This is a genomic window from Chryseobacterium sp. GVT01B (genome assembly GCF_019970045.1).
GTDB lineage: Bacteria > Bacteroidota > Bacteroidia > Flavobacteriales > Weeksellaceae > Chryseobacterium.
Genome location: NZ_JAHXYI010000001.1, coordinates 277295 through 295213, shown reverse-complemented (window position 1 = coordinate 295213; position 17919 = coordinate 277295). Strand labels below are relative to the sequence as shown.

Below are 17919 nucleotides of genomic sequence, written 5' to 3'. Positions count from 1 at the left end.
ATGCCATGAAAAAAATATTATTACTGTTTTGGATCCTGACCGGTTTCTTTATGGGACTTTCTCAGGCTCCGGAAAAAATGAGCTACCAAGCTGTCATGAGAAACGGTTCCGGACAACTCTTAGTCAATCAAGGTATAGCCGTGAGGGTAAGCATATTACAGGGATCTCCTGCCGGCGCCGCAGTCTATTCAGAAAGACTCACCGGGAATACCAATGCCAACGGGCTTATCAGCCTTGAAATAGGAACAGGAACTGTACTTACAGGGACATTTGCCACCATCGACTGGCCCGCAGGAAGCTATTATTTAAAAACAGAAACTGACCCCGCCGGAGGAACAAGCTATACTATAGTAGGAACAAGCCAGCTGCTAAGCGTTCCTTATGCCATGTATGCCAAATCTGCAGGTGGAGGCGGTGGAAGTTTTACGATTCCTTATACCACGACTGTTAATAATGCTTCTACTCTATTTTCATTGATCAACGATGGAGATGGTACTTCTGTGGAAGGAGTAAATAACACAGCTACATCAAATATTTCTGCAGTAAGAGGAATTGTAAGCAGTGCTTCTCCTGGTGGATTTTCGAGTGCTGTACGTGGTATTAATAACGGAACCGGCGGACTTGGCGTTGGAGTATACGGAAGCCAGGCCGGAAGCGGATGGGGAGTTTATGGTACAACACCAAATGGCTTAGGAGTTTACGGAAATTCCAGTGGAAACGGTTATGGAGTATATGCAAACAGTAATACAGGAACCGGTCTCAATGCTACCAGTAATAATGGAATCCCTGCGAATATTGCAATCTTCAATAACGCGAATAATAATGTTGCTCTTAGTGCATCTACCGTAGGAAATGGTACAGTAGTAAATGTTACGACCTCAGGAAACGGAGCCGGAGTAAGAAGTTCTACCGGAGCGGGATTTGGGGTACATGGTTCCACCTCTTCCCAGTCTTCTGCAGGTGTTGTTGGTGATAACACCGGAGCAGGTGAAGCTGTCGTTGGTAGAACAACCAGTGACATTGCCGGAGCGGTAGTAGGCCGTAATGACGGAGGAGGATATGGAGTAAGAGGATTTGTTGCTACCAATACATCCGGAACAGGTATCGGTGTTTATGGACAAGTAGGTTTGAATAACAGTACAGGCCGTGCCGGACGATTTGAAAATTTTAACCAAACGAATACCACAGGAAATACCGTTGAGGTAGCAACCAATGGAAACGGGAATATTCCTGATAATACGCAAGGAAATGCAGCCTCTTTTATTGTTGACAACACCAATAGTGTTGGTGCTGCAGTAAGAGGTGAAGTAAATACTATTTTCGGGAACTTTGGTGCAGCAGGTATCTTTGGAATTTCTTCAGGAACCGGAGGACGCGCCGGATTATTCTATGCCTCAAACCCTGCAGGAAACGGAGCTTCATTGATTGCTCTTACAGACGGAAATGGGAATGCCATTACTGCCAATGCAGGAAAAGATGGTAACGGAGTTGAAACCAACATTGATGGAGCCGGGAATGCCCTTTATGCTTGGGTACCTACTTTTTCTACCGGACGTGCCGGAAGATTCAATATTTTTAACGAATCCAACACCAGTGATGTTATCACTGTAACTACGGTGGGAAATGGTATTGCAGGAAATTTTAAAGTAGATAAAGTTACCGGAACTTCAGCAGCGGTGAGAGGTGAAGTTAACTCTCAGTTTGCCAATTTCGGAACAGCTGGAATCTATGGAATATCTTCCGGTACAGGAGGATACGCAGGTTTATTCCATGCCAGTAACCCTTCCGGAAACGGTCCTGCACTGATTGCTATTGCAGATGGTAATGGTAATGGTATAACAGCTAATGCTTCAAACACAGGAGACGGTGTAGAAACGACTGCAGACGGAACAGGAAGCGCAATCTATGCCTGGGTTCCGAATTTCGGACAAGGACGCGCCGCAAGGTTTGTAAATTACAATACCGGCAATACCAACCCAGCCCTGACAGTAGAAACCCACAGCAACGGATCTATTGCTTTATTTAAATCCGGAAATCCGGGTACAGTGAATGTAGCAAGAATCAATTCTGCCGGACGTGGATTTTTTAACGGAGGTACACAAAACAGCGGTGCAGACGTTGCAGAAGCATTTGACGTCAACGGAAGTATCTCTGAATATGAACCTGGTGATATCCTTGTCATCTCAACAAAAGCAGACAGAACTGTTGAAAAATCCTCAACTCCTTATTCTACTCTTGTTGCAGGAGTGTATGCCACAAAACCTGGTGTACTTCTTACGGAAGAACATATTGACACTGATATTTCCAATAAAGCACCAATGGGCGTCATTGGAGTAATTCCAACCAAAGTATGTCTTGAGAACGGAAAAATAAAAAGAGGAGACCTTTTGGTAACTTCATCTAAAGCAGGTGTTGCCATGAAAGCGGATATCAAAAAGGTAAGAATAGGACAGGTAATCGGAAAAGCACTTCAGGATTATGACCAAAAAGAGATCGGAAAAATTCAAGTATTAGTCAACATAAAATAAACCGTCATGAAAATAGCATATATTATCCCGTTATTATTTTTAAGCACTATTATTTATGCTCAGGAAAATAAGCAGGCTGTTCCGATGGAAGATCAGGCACTCGTTGTAAAACAGGCAATCCAAATGCAGGAAGCCAAGGAAAGAGACGAAAAGACAACTGTAAATACCGGATTACCTTCTGATCATGGTCTTGCCGTTAAAAAACAGGAAACTAAGCCCAAGGCAGCTGCTGACAATTCGGGAAAATTACTTCCCAACACAGCAAGTCTTGAAGAAATCAAAAAAACTATTCCCAACAGACAGGCATATCATAATACTATAAATTCTAGGAACACAAAGACAACAACTATCGGGCTTCCCAATACGGCAACCCTGGAAGAAATTAAAAAAACTATTCCTAAAAACTGATAACTCTCAAAAAAAGCTGATAACCAAACTAGATTTTTCAAACAAAGAAGTCCGCTGCAAAGCGGACTTTTATATTATACGGATATTATTAATCCCAATCGGCGGCCACAAATTTCATTGAATTTCCATTATCATCTGTTAAAGTAAGAAAATGCCCTTCTACCGAATATTTTGTCATGGTTTCAAATTTCTTCTGAAATGAGGTTTCAAGATTCATATCCTGACAGGCTTTCATGGTACTTACTCCGTTTGAGATTTTCACCTTCCCTCCTTTTTTACATTCGGATACGAAAGACATTTGGTTGCATCCCATATAGGCATTCCCTTGAATTTTACCATCAATGATATTGGCTGTCAGATTAATTTCTGCTTTATTCGTAATAAGCTGTTCTTTTAAAAACCCATCAAAGGAAACCAGCATCCATTGCCTTTGAAGAGAAGGATTTTTATCCGGCACTGCGGAACAATTCAGAACAAGTCCTAAAAGTAAAACTGCAAAAATTGATAAGAGGATCTTTTTCATGTGGATTATCATCCCATTTTCATACCAATCCGGGACAGAATCTCGTAAAAATTAGTAAATTAGCGACACAAAAATTATTTTATAAAATGAAAAGACTATTTCTACTATTCACTTTCTTACTGGGCTTTGCTCAGATGAGGGCGGATGAGGGGATGTGGCTGCTAATGCTCATCAAAAGACTTAACGGTGTTGATATGCAAAAAGAGGGTCTGCACCTTACGCCTGAGGAAATTTATTCTGTGAACAATTCAAGCTTAAAGGATGCTATCGTAAGTTTCGGTGGTTTCTGTACAGGTGAAATTGTTTCTGATAAAGGACTTATATTTACTAACCACCACTGTGGTTACGGTGCTGTTGCTGCGGCTTCTACACCAGAAAAAGATTATTTGAAGAACGGTTTCTGGGCAATGAAACAGAAAGACGAATTCAATGCAAAGGATCTTTATGTAAGATTTTTAGTGAGAATGGATGATGCTACGCAGAGAATCACTTCTAAACTAAACAACAATATGACCGGAGCAGAGAGAAAAGCTGTTATTGATGCTGAAACTAAAGCAATCCAGACAGAAAACTCTGAGAACGGGAAATATACTGTAGTAGTAAGAGATTTCTTCAACGGAAATGAATTCTACTATTTCGTATATCAGGATTATAAAGACATCAGATTGGTAGGTGCTCCACCTTCATCATTAGGAAAATTCGGAGGTGATACAGATAACTGGGAATGGCCAAGACATACAGCGGACTTCACAGTTTTCAGAGTATATGCTGATGCTGCAGGAAACCCTGCTGAATATTCTCCAAGCAACACTCCTTTGAAGCCTAAGCATTTCCTTCCGGTTTCTCTTAAGGGAATTAAACCTGGTGATTTCTCAATGATCTTAGGTTACCCTGGAAGAACAAACCGTTACCTGACTTCTTACGGAATTCAGCAAATGGTAACTAAAGATTACCCGGCTTGGGTTGAGGCTTCTAAACTTGCCATGGATGTTATGAAAAAATACATGGATAAGGATAAAGCAACTCAGCTTAACTATGCTTCTCAATATGCTTCTGTAGCTAACTACTGGAAAAACAGACAAGGGACTATTGATGCAGTAGAGAAAAATGGAACTATTTCTGACAAACAAAAGATTGAGGAAACTTATAATAAGTGGGCTGCAATGCCAGGAAATGATCAATACAATGGTGTTTTAGAAGACATTGGTATATACTACAAGCAAGTTTCTGATAGAAACGTTGAAAGAAACTATGCTTCACAGTTTTCAAGAAATGCAAAATACATTACTCTTGCTATGCAGGTAGGTTCTGTACTGAAAGCTTATGCTGCTCAGGATATGCAGGGAAGACTGGCAATGAAGCCTAAAACTGAAGCGGCGATCAAAGCGGCTTATGAAAACTTCAATCCATCTTTGGAAGGTGAAATGCTTGCCGCTATGACAAGTCTTTACCAAGCAAGAGTTAAAAACCCTGAGGTTGCTTCTGCTACTATTTTAGGGTTGGATGCTAAAACAGTTTCTAATTTGGCTTATTCTTCAATCTTTGCTAACAAGACTTCTGCAACGAACTTCTTATTAAACCCGGATGCATTAAAACTTGATGCTGATCCGCTTTGGAAAGCTGCTAACGGAATTGTTGCTGATCAAAAAATAAGCACTGAGAGATTCGTAAAAATAGATGATAATTTTGCAAAAAATAACCGTCTGTTTTTAGCAGGTCTTATGAAGGCTATGCCTGAGAAAAAATTCTACCCGGATGCTAACTCTACCATGAGATTAACTTACGGTACTGTAGATAAATTACCTATCAGAAATGACAGAAACTATTTCGGTATTACTGATAACTATTATACTGATATGACTGGTCTTGTTGGAAAATACAAGAAAGGTGATGAAGAGTTTGATCTTCCTCAAAGAGTGATTGACCTTTACAACCTTAAAGATTTCGGTCAGTATGCTGATGCAGCAGGTTATATGCCTGTAAACTTCCTTTCTAATAACGATATTACAGGAGGTAACTCTGGTTCTCCGGTAATTGATGGAGACGGAAACCTTATCGGTATTGCTTTCGATGGTAACAGTGAAGCGTTAAGCGGTGATATCGTATTTGAGCAGGAATGGCAAAAAACAATCAACGTAGACGTTCGTTTCGTTCTTTGGACAATTGATAAGTTTGCTGGTGCAAGAAGATTAGTAGATGAATTGAAGCTTGTAAGAGGTGAAAACACTCCAGCTGATACAAAAACTAAAAACTCAGGTACTACAACAACGCCTAAGAAAGCTAAAAAATAATAATCTTATTTGATTTATTTTTAAAACCGTGAAATTACTTTCACGGTTTTTTTATTTTTGACTATTAAAATCTTTCATCATGAATCCTCAAACAATCGAATTCTCAGCTATTATTAAGCAAAACGGAGAAATGAATGCAGCGTTTGTAGAATTTCCTTTTTCTACAGAAGAACTGTTTAATAAAAAAGGACAGGTAAAGATTAAAGCTCTATTTGATGGTAACGTTGAATATCGTGGAAGCCTTGCCAAAATGAAATCAGACTGTCATATTTTAGGCCTTACACAAGAGATCAGGAAACAGCTTGGGAAAACTTTCGGAGATGAGGTTTCTGTTTCTCTTACAGAAGATAAAGAAGAGAGAGTGGTTGATATTGCAGGAGATATCGTCTCTGTTTTTAATGAAAATCCGGATGCAAAGATTTTATTTGACAAAATGAGTTATACCCATAAAAAGGAATATATCCGTTGGATAGAAGAGGCTAAAAAACCGGAAACAAGAGAAAACAGGAAGATAAAGATGATTCAGATGATTCTGGATGGAAAAAAGGGAATATAAAATAGTTTTCTTTCACACCTAAATCATTGGTTACCATAATATGAAAAAGCCCAAACAGAATCTGTTTGGGCTTTGTTTCAACAATCAAATATTATTCAACCCGAATTCCAAGGTATGTCAAATAGGAATCCAGTACTTTTTTATCAAATACAGGTTCCTGAATACCTGAACCTTCCAGAAACTGAATCACATTGGAGCAATCCCATATGTAAGTATTCTGATAAAGCTCAACGGTAGATAAACCTTCATGCATATTGTCCCTGAAAAGGCTTGTCAATGGATATAAACGGTTTTTACTGTCATCTTCCCACTGTTTTCTCCATTCTTTATAAGGAAGATCTTTCAGGGTAAAAGGATAATACTTTTTCATGAGTCCAAAGAATCCTTCCAGCGTAAGATTGGTTTCCGGACGGGCAATCAGGTTGAATTTTTTACCTATTGCCTCTTTATTTTTTGTAATATGAGCCATAGATTTCGTCATATAATCTACTGTGATAAGGCCTTCTCTAAGCTCAGTCAATGCTGGATAAGATTTAAATTCTATACAATTTTTCACCAAGCCTGACCACCATTGATAGGAAGCACTTGCTCCTGTTTCACTGTGACACATTGCATATCCAAGACGATAAGTAATTAACGGCAAGCCTTCTTTTGCGGCCAGGTCTGCGACAGCTTCCATTACCCATTTGCTTCTTACATATCCAATATCTTTGCTTACAGACATTAAGTTCTGTTCAATATCATCGGACTCCAGCATTACCGTTTTTCCTGTAAACACATGCCCCCAGCTGTATACCGAAATGGTAGACAACAAAGCAAGGCACTTCGTTCTTTCTGCTCCGGCCAATTTGATAATTTCTCTTAATCCTTCTACATTCGGGGCTTTCATGTAAGAATAAGGCTCAATGAAGTTTACCGAACTTCCTGAATGGTAAATCAGATCCGTTTGTTTTGCCAGTTTTGTGAATATTTCTTCTGACAGCCCCAATGCCGGCAATGCAAGATCTCCGATCACTGGAATAATTCTCGATTTCTGTACTTCTTTTTGAGGAATGTGATATTGTTTAAAGCATTTGTCTATCTTTTCCATCGCGTGAAATTGATCCTGAGCTCTTACAAGGCAGTAGATTTCAGCATTTGTAGTATCTAAAAGTTCCTGCAAAAGATGAATTCCCACAAATCCGGTTACTCCTGTTAAAAATATTGTTTTGGGGTTTTCTACTTGTTTAGGATCAAACCCTCCTGCAAAAACAGTTCCGGGAGCAAGATAGACATCTTTCTGCAAGGCAACGTAAGGCTCAACATCTTCTTTTGGGTCGGCTTCTCTTGTTTCTCTTGACCTCGCGATAAGAACTTCTGAAAGCTCCTGCAATACCGGAAACTGATAAATATCCCTCAGATATACTTTTACATCCAGTTTTCTTTGCAATGCCACGGCAACTGCCGCTACCAGAAGGGAGTTTCCACCGATATCAAAGAAATTATCTGTAATATTAATAATAGAACGCTCCAGAGCTGAAGACCATACATCTGCAACAATTCTTTCTGTCTCATTGGTAGGCGGCTCAAATGAAATGAGCTCTTTTGCTTCTTTATCTGCCAGATCTTTTAAAACATGGGTATCTGTTTTACCATTTGCCGTTAATGGAATTCTATCTATAAAAATAATCTGGGCAGGAATCATATAACCCGGAAGCTCTTCTTTCAATGCATTTCTAACTGATGAAATATCTTTCTCTGCATCAGGTTTTGAAACGATAAAAGCAATCAGATATTTACTGTTGCCTTCTGTATCCCTGCTCATGACCACAGCCTCATTGATCTCTTTCTGCTGAATCAATGTACGTTCTATTTCTCCTAACTCAACACGGAATCCACGAATTTTCACCTGATTATCTATTCTTCCCAGAAATTCAATATCACCATCAGGTTTCCATTTGGCAAGATCTCCTGTACGGTACAGTTTTTCTGTTTCCCGGAATGGATTATCAATAAATTTAGAATCTGTAAGCTCTTTATTATTAAGATATCCATTGGCTAAGATATTTCCCCCGATGCACAATTCTCCTACTGCCCCTACCGGCATCAATTCCATATTCTCATTTAAGATATAGGCTTTTGCGTTGGCAATGGGTTTCCCTATTGAAGAGACGTATTTCCCATTGATATCTTTCACTTTTTTAAATGTTGCAAATACAGTACATTCCGTTGGACCATAATAGTCTATCAGTTCATAGCTTAATTCCGTAGTAAGCACAGGTTTCAGTTTTTCACCTCCGGTAAAGAGATACTTCAATTTCAGATCATTATAATTTCTGGTATCGTTAACAACCTGCGGACCTAAAACAGAGGGAACAAAACCATGTGTAATCTGATTTCTCCTGTAGAAATCCACCAATGCATGAGCATCAGTTCTGTCTTCATTATCTGCTATAAACAAAGCAGCTCCGGCAGTAAGTGCCGACCAGATTTCCCAAACGGATATGTCGAATGCCAGTCCTGCTACGAGAGTCAGTTTTGAACTGTGATCTACGTGAAAATGATGGTTGTGCCAGGTTACCAAATGCTGGATAGCCAGATGACTTACCATTACCCCTTTTGGTTTTCCGGTAGAGCCTGAAGTATAAATCGTATAGGCTAAACTGTTCTGATGAATTTCAATTTCCGGATAAGCTGAAGACCAATGATTAAGATTCTCCATACTGCTCAGGTCAAAGACTTTTGATCTTTCAGTTTCAGGTAGAAGGTTTTTAAGATTTTGATTTGTAATGATCGTATCAGCAGCGGTATCTGAAAGAATAAATTCTACTCTTTTAGCAGGATAAGCGGGGTCTATAGGAACGTATGCGGCGCCTGTTTTGATCACGCCAAGAACAGCAACAATCCATTCTAGAGAACGGTCCAGCCAGATAGGAACATATTTACCTTCTTTAATTCCTTTACTCAATAACAGATTGGCAATCTGATTACTTCTCTGATCTAAATCACTGTACGTAATTTCCTGATCCTGATAAACAACGGCTGTTTTATCGGGGTGAAGGAGTGCCTGTTTTCGAAAAAGAGACTCTAATGTTTCTTCATGATGATAGTCCCAGCCGGTCTTATTGAATCCATTTAAAAGTTTTTCTCTGTCTTCAGATGACAGTAATATCGCTGTACCTATTGACAAGGTTTCTAATGAGGGAATTGTGTTTGACATAGTAATAATGTAATTTGGTTAAAAATTTTGCAATCAACTGCTTCTGTCTTCCATAGGTAATTTGAAACTGTTAAAAATCTGAAACAAAAGAGCATACGAGATAGCCACAGTTTATTGCTAAATATGTTTTTATAACAGTTTAAAAAAACTTAATAATACAGAAGCTTGAAACGATTAGCTCAATGAGCCGAGCGTAAGTAACGTTTAAACGTTATGTATTTCAATCGAAAAGATGGAAGAATAAGGTTTAGCCTATTCTTTTGAAGTTAAGGATGGCTCTACCCTGTATTTAAATATTTTATTTTCATAATTAAATATCTTTAATGATTTGGTAATCAAACTTAACATAATAAATTAACCTATGTGTTACATAATTACTATTATCTGTCACATCCTGAAATTGATATTGTAAAAGAAATCAAACAATAAAAAGACTGATTTTTAATTTGTTATGATTTTAAAGATGGCACTATCTTATTTACTTCCTTTGTTGATAGTCGATGTACCCGAATTTTCCAAGATTCCAGGCTGGGGAATGTCCGAATATAAAAAAGACTGTCTCACTTTTGAAACAGCCTCTTTTTTTAACAGGTAAGCAACACAAGTGCTACCTACACAGTGTAATATTAATGCTAAAATTTACCATTATTATTCTTCCACTGTTCTTTCGGCAGAATCTTTTCTATTACGTCCCAATGTTCAGCAATTTTGCCGTTTTCAACCCTAAACAGATCATAGAAAGCATCATAATCATTACCAAAATATCCTTCACTTACTACCAATACAAAATTTCCCTGTCCCAAAACCTGATGGATTTTATTATATTTTATGGAAATTCCTTGTTCTGCCAATGCTTGTAATGTCGCTCCCAAACCAGAAACTTTATCCGGAATATTGGGATTATGCTGAATGTAATTGTCACCATCAAAATAACCTGCCAGCTTATCCATTTTACTGTTTACAAGGATATCGTCAACAAAGTTTCTTACAAGAGCTTTATTGGCTTCTGTTTTCTCAAGATCTTTCACATCAATAGTTCCATCTATCATTGTGTGTCCGCTAGGGTTGGGCTTTGATGGTGTTTCCTGGAGATTATCCCAATGTTCTACGATTTTACCGTCTTCAAAACGGAAAATATCAAAACCTATTTTAGGACCAAAAAAATTATAGTCTGTCTGAGTAAAAACATAGTTTCCATCTTGAAAGCTACGTACGGTATTAACTTTGGCAGAATTAGGAGGTAACTGCTGCAAAAGCTCTCCAAAACCAGCTAATCCGTCAGCAACAGCCAGATTATGTTGAATATATTTATTGGGGTTAATGTAACTTACAGGTTCTGTTGCTCCTGTTTCAATGCTTTTTAAAAGTGCAACGACTTTGTCTTTGTTTGAAGGTTCCATATTTTTTTCTTGTTTTAAAGTGTTTTCATTGTCACATGATATCAATCCTAATCCGGCAACTAACAGTAAGACTGTTATTTTCATAATTCTTTGATTTTATTAATACAAAGTTCTGATTTTCACAGCGCTTCCAAAAGGTAGATATGGTCTTTTAAATGATACTTTTACTCTATTGTAAAAGATTTCCGAAACTCTACAGGAGTTCGGGTATCATGTTTTCTGAAGTATTTTATAAAGTTTGTTAACTCTTCAAACCCAAGTCTGTAACTGATTTCTTTAACACTTTCATTGGTGTAGGCTAGCAGCCTTTTAGCCTCAAGCATTACTCTTTCATCAATGAGCTGTTTGGGTGATTTGCCCAGTATTTTAGAAGTTGCCCTGTTCAGGCGCTTATCAGTAATATACATTTCTATTGCAAAACTGCTGACTTGTTTACGTTTCATATAATTCTCTTCAAGGATATCCTTAAATCTGATGACATAATCCAGATCCGCATTCTTTTTGGGTTCACTAAAACCCATGCTACTCCTTTCACGGTCAGACAATAAAAGGAAGTTATATAAAAGATTTCTCAAAAGGTCTGGCTGAAAAGTGTCTGCAGGCTGCAAAAGCTCTCTTTCCATCAATTCAACAATGTCTGTGAATGTTTTTATATTGTCTTGGATCCTGATCTTTGATATAGACTTCAAGTCATTGAACAGCATCGTACTCTGTAAATATCTGGCCTGCTCCTTTGTTTTAGAAAAAAAATCATCTGTGAAAAGAATAACCAGCCCATCTAGATTTGTGCTTTCATCAAAGCTATGGATTTTGTGCTTACTCAGAAATAAGACTGTATTGGGACTGGTTTTTACAGGTTCAAAATCAATCAAATGAGTATTTCCGCCACTCTTAAACCAAAAAATATGATAAAAGTTTGTTCTGTGTGGCACGATTAACATTTTTTTACTGGTAGTGTATAGATTCTTCAATTGAACAATCTCAAATTCAACAGGCAGACCTGCTTTAAAGGGATATCTTTTAATTTCATCTTTCATATAAATGCTTTTGCTAAGCCTTTATAGCCTATAATCTTTGAATCAACATTCATTCCATAAACTTTAATCCTTACTGTGTTTTTTTGAAGTAAAAATAGCGAATATACTATTTTGAAAATCTGACATATTATAGAAAAAAGCATAGGATCATCATCCATTCCAGAATTCCCGGTCCAGACTTCTGTACTGTATGGCTTCGGAAATATGATGGGACAGAATATTCTCAGATTCTTCCAGGTCAGCGATTGTTCGGGCAACTTTCAGGATTCTGTCATAAGCTCTTGCTGAAAGATTAAGTTTTTCCATTGCTAGCTTGATGAGCCCGAAAGAGGTTTCATCCAATTCACAAAAGGCCTCAATTTCTTTAGGTCCTATTTGGGCGTTGCTACTGATATTGAGGTTTTGATATCTTTTATTCTGAATATCTCTGGCTTTCAGTACACGATTTCTGATGTCCTTACTTTTTTCTCCTTTTCTTTTTTCAGAAAGCTGTTCAAACTCTACTTTCTGTACTTCAATATGAATGTCAATCCTGTCTAAAAGCGGCCCTGAGAGCTTATTCATATACCGCTGCATTTCATAAACAGATGAGGTATTGTTAGGATCATCGGGAAAGAATCCGCTTGGGCTTGGATTCATAGAGGCGACCAACATAAAACTTGCAGGATAATTTACGGTAAACCGGGCTCTTGAAATGGTTACTTCCCGGTCTTCCAGAGGCTGTCTCATTACTTCCAGTACTGTTCTTTTAAATTCCGGCATCTCGTCAAGAAATAAGACGCCGTTATGTGCAAGGGAAATCTCACCGGGCTGCGGGTAACTTCCGCCTCCTACTAAGGCAACATCTGAAATTGTATGATGAGGAGATCTGAAGGGACGAACAGTCATCAGTGAAGCTTCGGTTCCAATTTTTCCGGCTACGGAGTGAATTTTTGTTGTTTCTAAAGCTTCTTTCAAAGTCAATGGAGGTAAAATACTGGGAACTCTTTTAGCCAGCATGGTTTTCCCGCTTCCCGGAGGACCGATAAGAATAATATTGTGCCCGCCTGCTGCAGCTACTTCCATGGCTCTTTTGGCTGTTTCCTGACCTTTAACTTCAGAGAAATCGAAAGGAAAATCATTGATCTTCTCATGAAATTCTTTCCGGGTATCCAAAACGCTTCTGTTAAGAGGTTTTCCTTCATTAAAAAAATCAATTACTTCTCTTATATTTTCTACTCCGTATACTTCAAGATCATTTACAATAGCTGCTTCTCTGGCATTCTGTATGGGAAGGATAATTCCTTTAAAACCTTCTTCTCTTCCTTGAATAGCAATGGGTAAAACTCCTTTGATGGGCTGCAGGCTTCCATCGAGAGAAAGCTCACCCATAATAATATAATTCTCAATTTCCTCTGCCAGAATCTGATCTGAAGCCGCTAAAATACCAATCGCAATACTCAGATCATAGGCAGAACCTTCTTTTCTGAGATCTGCCGGAGCCATATTGATGGTAATTTTCTTCCCGGGAATTTTATATCCTACGTTTTTCAGTGCTGCTGAGATTCTATAGCTGCTTTCTTTAATCGCATTATCGGGAAGACCTACCAGATGGTATCCTACTCCGCCGGTATCTACATTCACTTCGATTGTTATTGTCTGTGCAGCCACTCCATGAATGGCGCTTCCATAAATTTTAATCAGCATCGTGTGTTTTTGAAGTAAAAATAATCAATATACTATTTTGAAAATCTGATATTTACATGAATGATATTCTAGCTGATTGGATATATTAAAAAAGATATTACGAAAACAGGTGCTTAAGTTCTATGTCAGCTGGGTAAAATGATAATAAAAAATCGGTACAAATAAATTTGTACCGACCCAACCATTATTAAAAACTAACGAAAGAGATTATTTCATCTGAATTCCGGATAAAATACCTAGTGTGAGTCAGGAAGCCGGATGCCTGAAAGAGAGAACTCCTTTTGGGGGGGGTAATTATGACGTCATTAGATTAACAAGGATGAAATGTATCTATTGAGCGTAAAGTATTAAAATAAATTACTCTAGTTCTTCTTCAATACAAGGCAAATCCCTCCTCCGACATCCAATCTTCCTTCCCACAATCAATATTTTAGCACATTCAGACTATGTAATCCTATTTCTTTATAAATCTATTTTTATATTCTTTTCCATCTGCACTTTTAGAAACAATAATATAGTTTCCTGGTACCAGCTGGCTTACATCAATTGGCTGATTATACTGATGGTCATTTTTCTTCAGAACCAATTTTCCGGACATATCTATAATGATGACCTCTTTATAGATTTTATCTGATTCTTTTCCGATATAAAGGTGCTGCGCTGTAGGATTGGGATAGATTTTCAGATTATTGTCTTTAGTCTTCACCTCTCCTGTTCCCAGATTGCTGCAGAAGTCCCAGTCCCCGAAATTCACTTCCACAAAAGCAAACGGATCAAGCATCTGACATTGATCCGGACAATATTCTGTACAGGCATAAAATCCGTATTTCCCGGAACTTGTAGCCACATAAGTATCTCCTACCACTCCAGGAATAATACAAGGATCTCCTAATACCGGCGGGTTACTGCTTGGTACACATCTGAACCAGGTATGCTTACCGTATACAACCGGAAATATATTATCAAATTGTACAGAAGCACCGTTGCACACATTCACTATCCCTCCATTATCCTGATACGTTCCGGGAGTATAAGTAGTCATCATAGCCGGAAGACCATATACAAATCCATCAGCAAATACCGCAGTACTTTCCGCGATACAGTCACCATCTGTAACTTTAACTTTAAAATAATTCAGCTGGTCATTCCCACTAACGGTTAACTGCTGTGATGTGGCTCCCTGAATGGCTACCCACGGGTTATTATTGGGTGTCTGCCAGGTCCATTCCTGTTTGTACCATTGATAAGTTCCATACGTCTGTGTGGTAGAAATTATTTCATCTTCTACGTCACAGAACAAGATAGTTCCCGGATATTTCTGTCCAAGTCTCGGGCTGGTAATTGTAGGGGTACACTGTGCTTTTATATCCAGAATACTGAATAATAAAACCACTAAAAAAATTAGTTTTGTTTTCATATATTAGATTATTAAGTGTGATTTGGTCTAAAAATCTTCTACATTAATCCAACAGCACTCTGATCCCGAATTTCATATTAAAATGAAAAGGTTTCTCTTTATAAATGGTATTAGGAGCATTTTCTTCCTTGAAATGATATCCTATTCCCGGCTCTGCATAAATTCCAACTTTGTCTATGACCTTCAGCTGAAATCCTACTGCGGTGTTAACAGAAAACTGTAACGGCTTATGATCAAGGCGTTCTTTTGAACTATCTTTTATTTCATCATTCACTACATAGGTTGTTGTAACACTTCCCGACACAGGTTTTTCCACGAGTGCTCCTCCTGTGATATATCCTGTAAACCGTCCTTTCTGAATGACATTATAGTTGACCTGAACAGGAATTCCTATGTAATGAACCGTCTGATCTCCTTTAATATAATTGTTTTCCGTTCCTGAATGCAGTTCGGAAGCCAGTTTGGTATAGTTCAACCCGGTTCCTATTCCCCACCTTTTTCCTAAATTGTAGTAAAGGGATAATCCGAACGTAACCGGTACTTTATGTCTGATCCTTGCTTCTACCGGTTGACTTTGATTTGCCAGTAATATGGCAGTCAGAGGATCATCATGGTACTCGGAAGTACTCCATACCTGCTCCACATTCATTGCTTTTCCAGTGATGGAGGCATACCCCGGAAACTGCTGCTCTGCAGAGTTGGAAGCAACATTCCCTGTAAGCATACTCAACATCCATGATTTTTTGTCACGGGATTTTGCAGTATGTTTTGTATTCTCAGCGTACACTTCTTTTGCTTCTTCCTGTTTGAAAAGAACCTCATCAGGAATCTTTTCTATGATTGGTTCTTTTACTGTATCATCAACAGGAGATGATTTCTGAGCGATCTTGCTCTCCTGATGAAAAGATTCCGCAGCAGCCGGAAGTTTGATGATTTCCTGAATATTCTGATAATTCCCGACTCTGTTTTTTTCTTCAGTATTAAAATATTTCTGTGCCGGCATTTTCTTGGAAACACCTGTATTCAATATGTTTTCAGCTAAAGGAGATTCCACTCCGGATTCTGCTTTACTGCCTGAGATGTTCTCCGTTTCCAGAGGATTCAAAGAATTCTTTTCCTTTTCTTTTTTAGCATTTGTCGGTTTCTGAGACAGGGTTTTGTCTGTATCATTCTGTGGCAGTATTTTCGTCAGTAAAAAGAGTAATGCAATGGCTGCAGCAATACCTCCGAGACGATAGAATAAAGATTTTTGTCCTGCACCCACTCCTTTTTCTTTCTTACCCGCTCCGCCTTCATGAATTTCAGGAATAAACCCTGGAATGCTGTTGTTTTCGTCCTCGGAGAATAATTCACCTTTGATGTCATCCCACAATCCTTCCGGAACGTCCTCTTCATGGTCATCCATTCGGCTACGCAGGTTATTTAGCCATTCATTATTCATATTGTGCTTTTTTTGACATTTTAAATTCTTTTATTTTCTGAACAAGCAGTCCTTTTGCACGGTGAAACTGAGATGCAGAAGAATTTTCTGCAATTCCCAGCAGCCCGGCAATCTCCTTATGGCTTTTTTTCTCAAATACAAACAGGTTGAAAACAGTTCTGTACCCATCAGGAAGAGATTTTATCATCATCATAATGTCATCCCGCGGAATCTCTTCAAAGTCCGGTTCTTCTTCATTAGGAATATCCGGAAGATCATCTACTTCTACCGCAGATTTGAAATCTCCTTTCTGTTTGATATGTTTCAAAGATTCATTGACAGTGATACGCGTCATCCAGGCTTTCAAAGAACCGCTTCCCCTGTACTCAAAAGATTCTATCGAACGGAACATTTTGATAAAACTGTTTTGGAGTACATCATGAACATCTTCTCTCTCAGCTACATAACGGGAGCATACATAGGTCAGATTTCCGGAATAAGCTCCAAAAAGCTCTTTCCAGGCGGCTTCCTCCTTCTTCAAAAGGTGCTTTACCAAAATCTGTTCTTTACTTTCTTCCATATAATGCTGCTGCTGCCGTATCCTGTTGGATATTATAAAACTGTCAGGCAAAAATAGATTGCATCTTATCAAAGTGCAATCCATTTGTGATAATATCTATTAATTAATTTTTTATACAGAATGGAAAATTATAATCAATAACAGTATAAGGGGTAACCAACGTACCATCTACTGTAATTTTTTCGGCTGTTAGCGCATACCTAAGCGTCTGATCCAACCCTACATAATATCCTTTTTGCTTTGCTACAAATTCCACAACAGTCTTTTTATTAATACCGTCTACAGGAATCTGAAGTTCCATAGTCTTGGGAGCAAAAGTCAGTTCTATCACATTATTGCTTGTGTTAATCACTGCAGCATATTTAAGATCATACTTTACTTTTCCCATTGTTTTCAAAGCTGCTTCTGCTTTTGCCGGGTCTTTCACTACTGTTTTTACAATTTCTGTAATTGGAAATTCAGCAAATGAGATGGTATCTTTCTTCACCTTGAACTCTTTTATCCCTTCTCTTTTACTGCTTCCCTGTATAATAATCAGTTTTCCTTTATAGTTCCCTGGTAAGTTTTCCATTTTTACAGGTGGAATATCCGGTCCTTCATTATCATTACATGAGGATAGGGCAAATCCTACCAAAACCATTAAAACTGTCATAAAAAATCGGGGTACTGTCAATCTTTTCATTGCATTATTTTTTTCGTTAAACATTAATTATTTTCGAGTACTCATCTATATAAATCTCACTTTTCAAAAATCTTGCATATATTTTTAAAAAAAAAGATAAAATTTTTCATAAACCACTGATTTAATGAATATAAAAATTCATCACTCCTCTGCAAATTCCGGACCTCATGTTAAAATTGATTTGTATTTACC

At 38.1% G+C, this 17919-nt stretch carries 13 protein-coding genes; 4 read left to right on the top strand and 9 right to left on the bottom strand.

The genetic code is table 11. The features are described from left to right. The first annotated feature begins 5 nt into the window (after window positions 1–5). Both LC457_RS01380 and LC457_RS01375 read left to right on the top strand, forming a co-directional pair. On the top strand, window positions 6–2528 hold the full coding sequence (locus tag LC457_RS01380; protein ID WP_223598302.1) for a collagen-like protein: 2523 nt from the start codon (window positions 6–8) through the stop codon (window positions 2526–2528). A 6-nt stretch (window positions 2529–2534) separates the two neighbouring features. Next, a complete protein-coding gene (locus tag LC457_RS01375) occupies window positions 2535–2936 on the top strand; it encodes a hypothetical protein (RefSeq protein WP_223598301.1) in 402 nt (133 codons plus the stop codon). Between the two features lie 88 nt (window positions 2937–3024). Here LC457_RS01375 and LC457_RS01370 read toward each other — a convergent pair whose 3' ends face one another. Further along, the gene (locus LC457_RS01370; protein WP_223598300.1) at window positions 3025–3459 is read right to left on the bottom strand and encodes an META domain-containing protein; all 435 of its coding nucleotides are present in this window, start codon (window positions 3457–3459) and stop codon (window positions 3025–3027) included. A gap of 86 nt (window positions 3460–3545) precedes the next feature. Here LC457_RS01370 and LC457_RS01365 point away from each other — a divergent pair, with 86 nt between their 5' ends. Together LC457_RS01365 and LC457_RS01360 are read left to right on the top strand one after the other, a co-directional pair. Beyond that, entirely contained in the window at window positions 3546–5750 is a 2205-nt protein-coding gene (locus LC457_RS01365) for a S46 family peptidase (protein ID WP_223598299.1), read from the top strand. A gap of 79 nt (window positions 5751–5829) precedes the next feature. Beyond that, window positions 5830–6306, top strand: coding sequence for a YdeI/OmpD-associated family protein (locus LC457_RS01360; protein WP_223598298.1), 477 nt, complete (start codon window positions 5830–5832; stop codon window positions 6304–6306). A gap of 91 nt (window positions 6307–6397) precedes the next feature. Here the strand turns inward: LC457_RS01360 and LC457_RS01355 are convergent, their stop codons facing one another. The 8 genes from LC457_RS01355 to LC457_RS01320 all read right to left on the bottom strand — a co-directional run bounded on the left by LC457_RS01355 (window position 6398) and on the right by LC457_RS01320 (window position 17727). Continuing rightward, a complete protein-coding gene (locus LC457_RS01355) occupies window positions 6398–9505 on the bottom strand; it encodes a non-ribosomal peptide synthetase (RefSeq protein ID WP_223598297.1) in 3108 nt (1035 codons plus the stop codon). A 632-nt stretch (window positions 9506–10137) separates the two neighbouring features. Next, the gene (locus LC457_RS01350) at window positions 10138–10989 is read right to left on the bottom strand and encodes a nuclear transport factor 2 family protein (RefSeq protein WP_223598296.1); all 852 of its coding nucleotides are present in this window, start codon (window positions 10987–10989) and stop codon (window positions 10138–10140) included. 80 nt (window positions 10990–11069) lie between these two features. Then, entirely contained in the window at window positions 11070–11942 is an 873-nt protein-coding gene (locus LC457_RS01345) for an AraC family transcriptional regulator (protein WP_223598295.1), read from the bottom strand. 150 nt (window positions 11943–12092) lie between these two features. Then, window positions 12093–13628 (bottom strand): YifB family Mg chelatase-like AAA ATPase, encoded by a 1536-nt coding sequence (locus LC457_RS01340; protein ID WP_223598294.1) that lies wholly within the window; start codon window positions 13626–13628, stop codon window positions 12093–12095. Between the two features lie 454 nt (window positions 13629–14082). Then, entirely contained in the window at window positions 14083–15045 is a 963-nt protein-coding gene (locus LC457_RS01335) for a T9SS type A sorting domain-containing protein (RefSeq protein ID WP_223598293.1), read from the bottom strand. Window positions 15046–15088: 43 nt separating this feature from the next. After that, a complete protein-coding gene (locus LC457_RS01330) occupies window positions 15089–16486 on the bottom strand; it encodes a porin family protein (RefSeq protein ID WP_223598292.1) in 1398 nt (465 codons plus the stop codon). Then, window positions 16479–17045 (bottom strand): RNA polymerase sigma factor, encoded by a 567-nt coding sequence (locus tag LC457_RS01325; protein ID WP_223598291.1) that lies wholly within the window; start codon window positions 17043–17045, stop codon window positions 16479–16481. The genes LC457_RS01330 and LC457_RS01325 overlap by 8 nt, the downstream gene beginning before the upstream one ends. A gap of 103 nt (window positions 17046–17148) precedes the next feature. Next, complete coding sequence (locus LC457_RS01320; protein WP_223598290.1) at window positions 17149–17727, bottom strand: DUF4840 domain-containing protein; 579 nt, start codon at window positions 17725–17727, stop codon at window positions 17149–17151. Window positions 17728–17919 lie beyond the last annotated feature (192 nt).

Excerpts from the sequence above, each read along its gene's own strand:
- LC457_RS01380 (WP_223598302.1), top strand. The coding sequence starts at position 6 with ATGAAAAAAATATTATTACTGTTTTGGATCCTGACCGGTTTCTTTATG.
- LC457_RS01375 (WP_223598301.1), top strand. The coding sequence starts at position 2,535 with ATGAAAATAGCATATATTATCCCGTTATTATTTTTAAGCACTATTATT.
- LC457_RS01370 (WP_223598300.1), bottom strand. The coding sequence starts at position 3,459 with ATGAAAAAGATCCTCTTATCAATTTTTGCAGTTTTACTTTTAGGACTT.
- LC457_RS01365 (WP_223598299.1), top strand. The coding sequence starts at position 3,546 with ATGAAAAGACTATTTCTACTATTCACTTTCTTACTGGGCTTTGCTCAG.
- LC457_RS01360 (WP_223598298.1), top strand. The coding sequence starts at position 5,830 with ATGAATCCTCAAACAATCGAATTCTCAGCTATTATTAAGCAAAACGGA.
- LC457_RS01355 (WP_223598297.1), bottom strand. The coding sequence starts at position 9,505 with ATGTCAAACACAATTCCCTCATTAGAAACCTTGTCAATAGGTACAGCG.
- LC457_RS01350 (WP_223598296.1), bottom strand. The coding sequence starts at position 10,989 with ATGAAAATAACAGTCTTACTGTTAGTTGCCGGATTAGGATTGATATCA.
- LC457_RS01345 (WP_223598295.1), bottom strand. The coding sequence starts at position 11,942 with ATGAAAGATGAAATTAAAAGATATCCCTTTAAAGCAGGTCTGCCTGTT.
- LC457_RS01340 (WP_223598294.1), bottom strand. The coding sequence starts at position 13,628 with ATGCTGATTAAAATTTATGGAAGCGCCATTCATGGAGTGGCTGCACAG.
- LC457_RS01335 (WP_223598293.1), bottom strand. The coding sequence starts at position 15,045 with ATGAAAACAAAACTAATTTTTTTAGTGGTTTTATTATTCAGTATTCTG.
- LC457_RS01330 (WP_223598292.1), bottom strand. The coding sequence starts at position 16,486 with ATGAATAATGAATGGCTAAATAACCTGCGTAGCCGAATGGATGACCAT.
- LC457_RS01325 (WP_223598291.1), bottom strand. The coding sequence starts at position 17,045 with ATGGAAGAAAGTAAAGAACAGATTTTGGTAAAGCACCTTTTGAAGAAG.
- LC457_RS01320 (WP_223598290.1), bottom strand. The coding sequence starts at position 17,727 with ATGAAAAGATTGACAGTACCCCGATTTTTTATGACAGTTTTAATGGTT.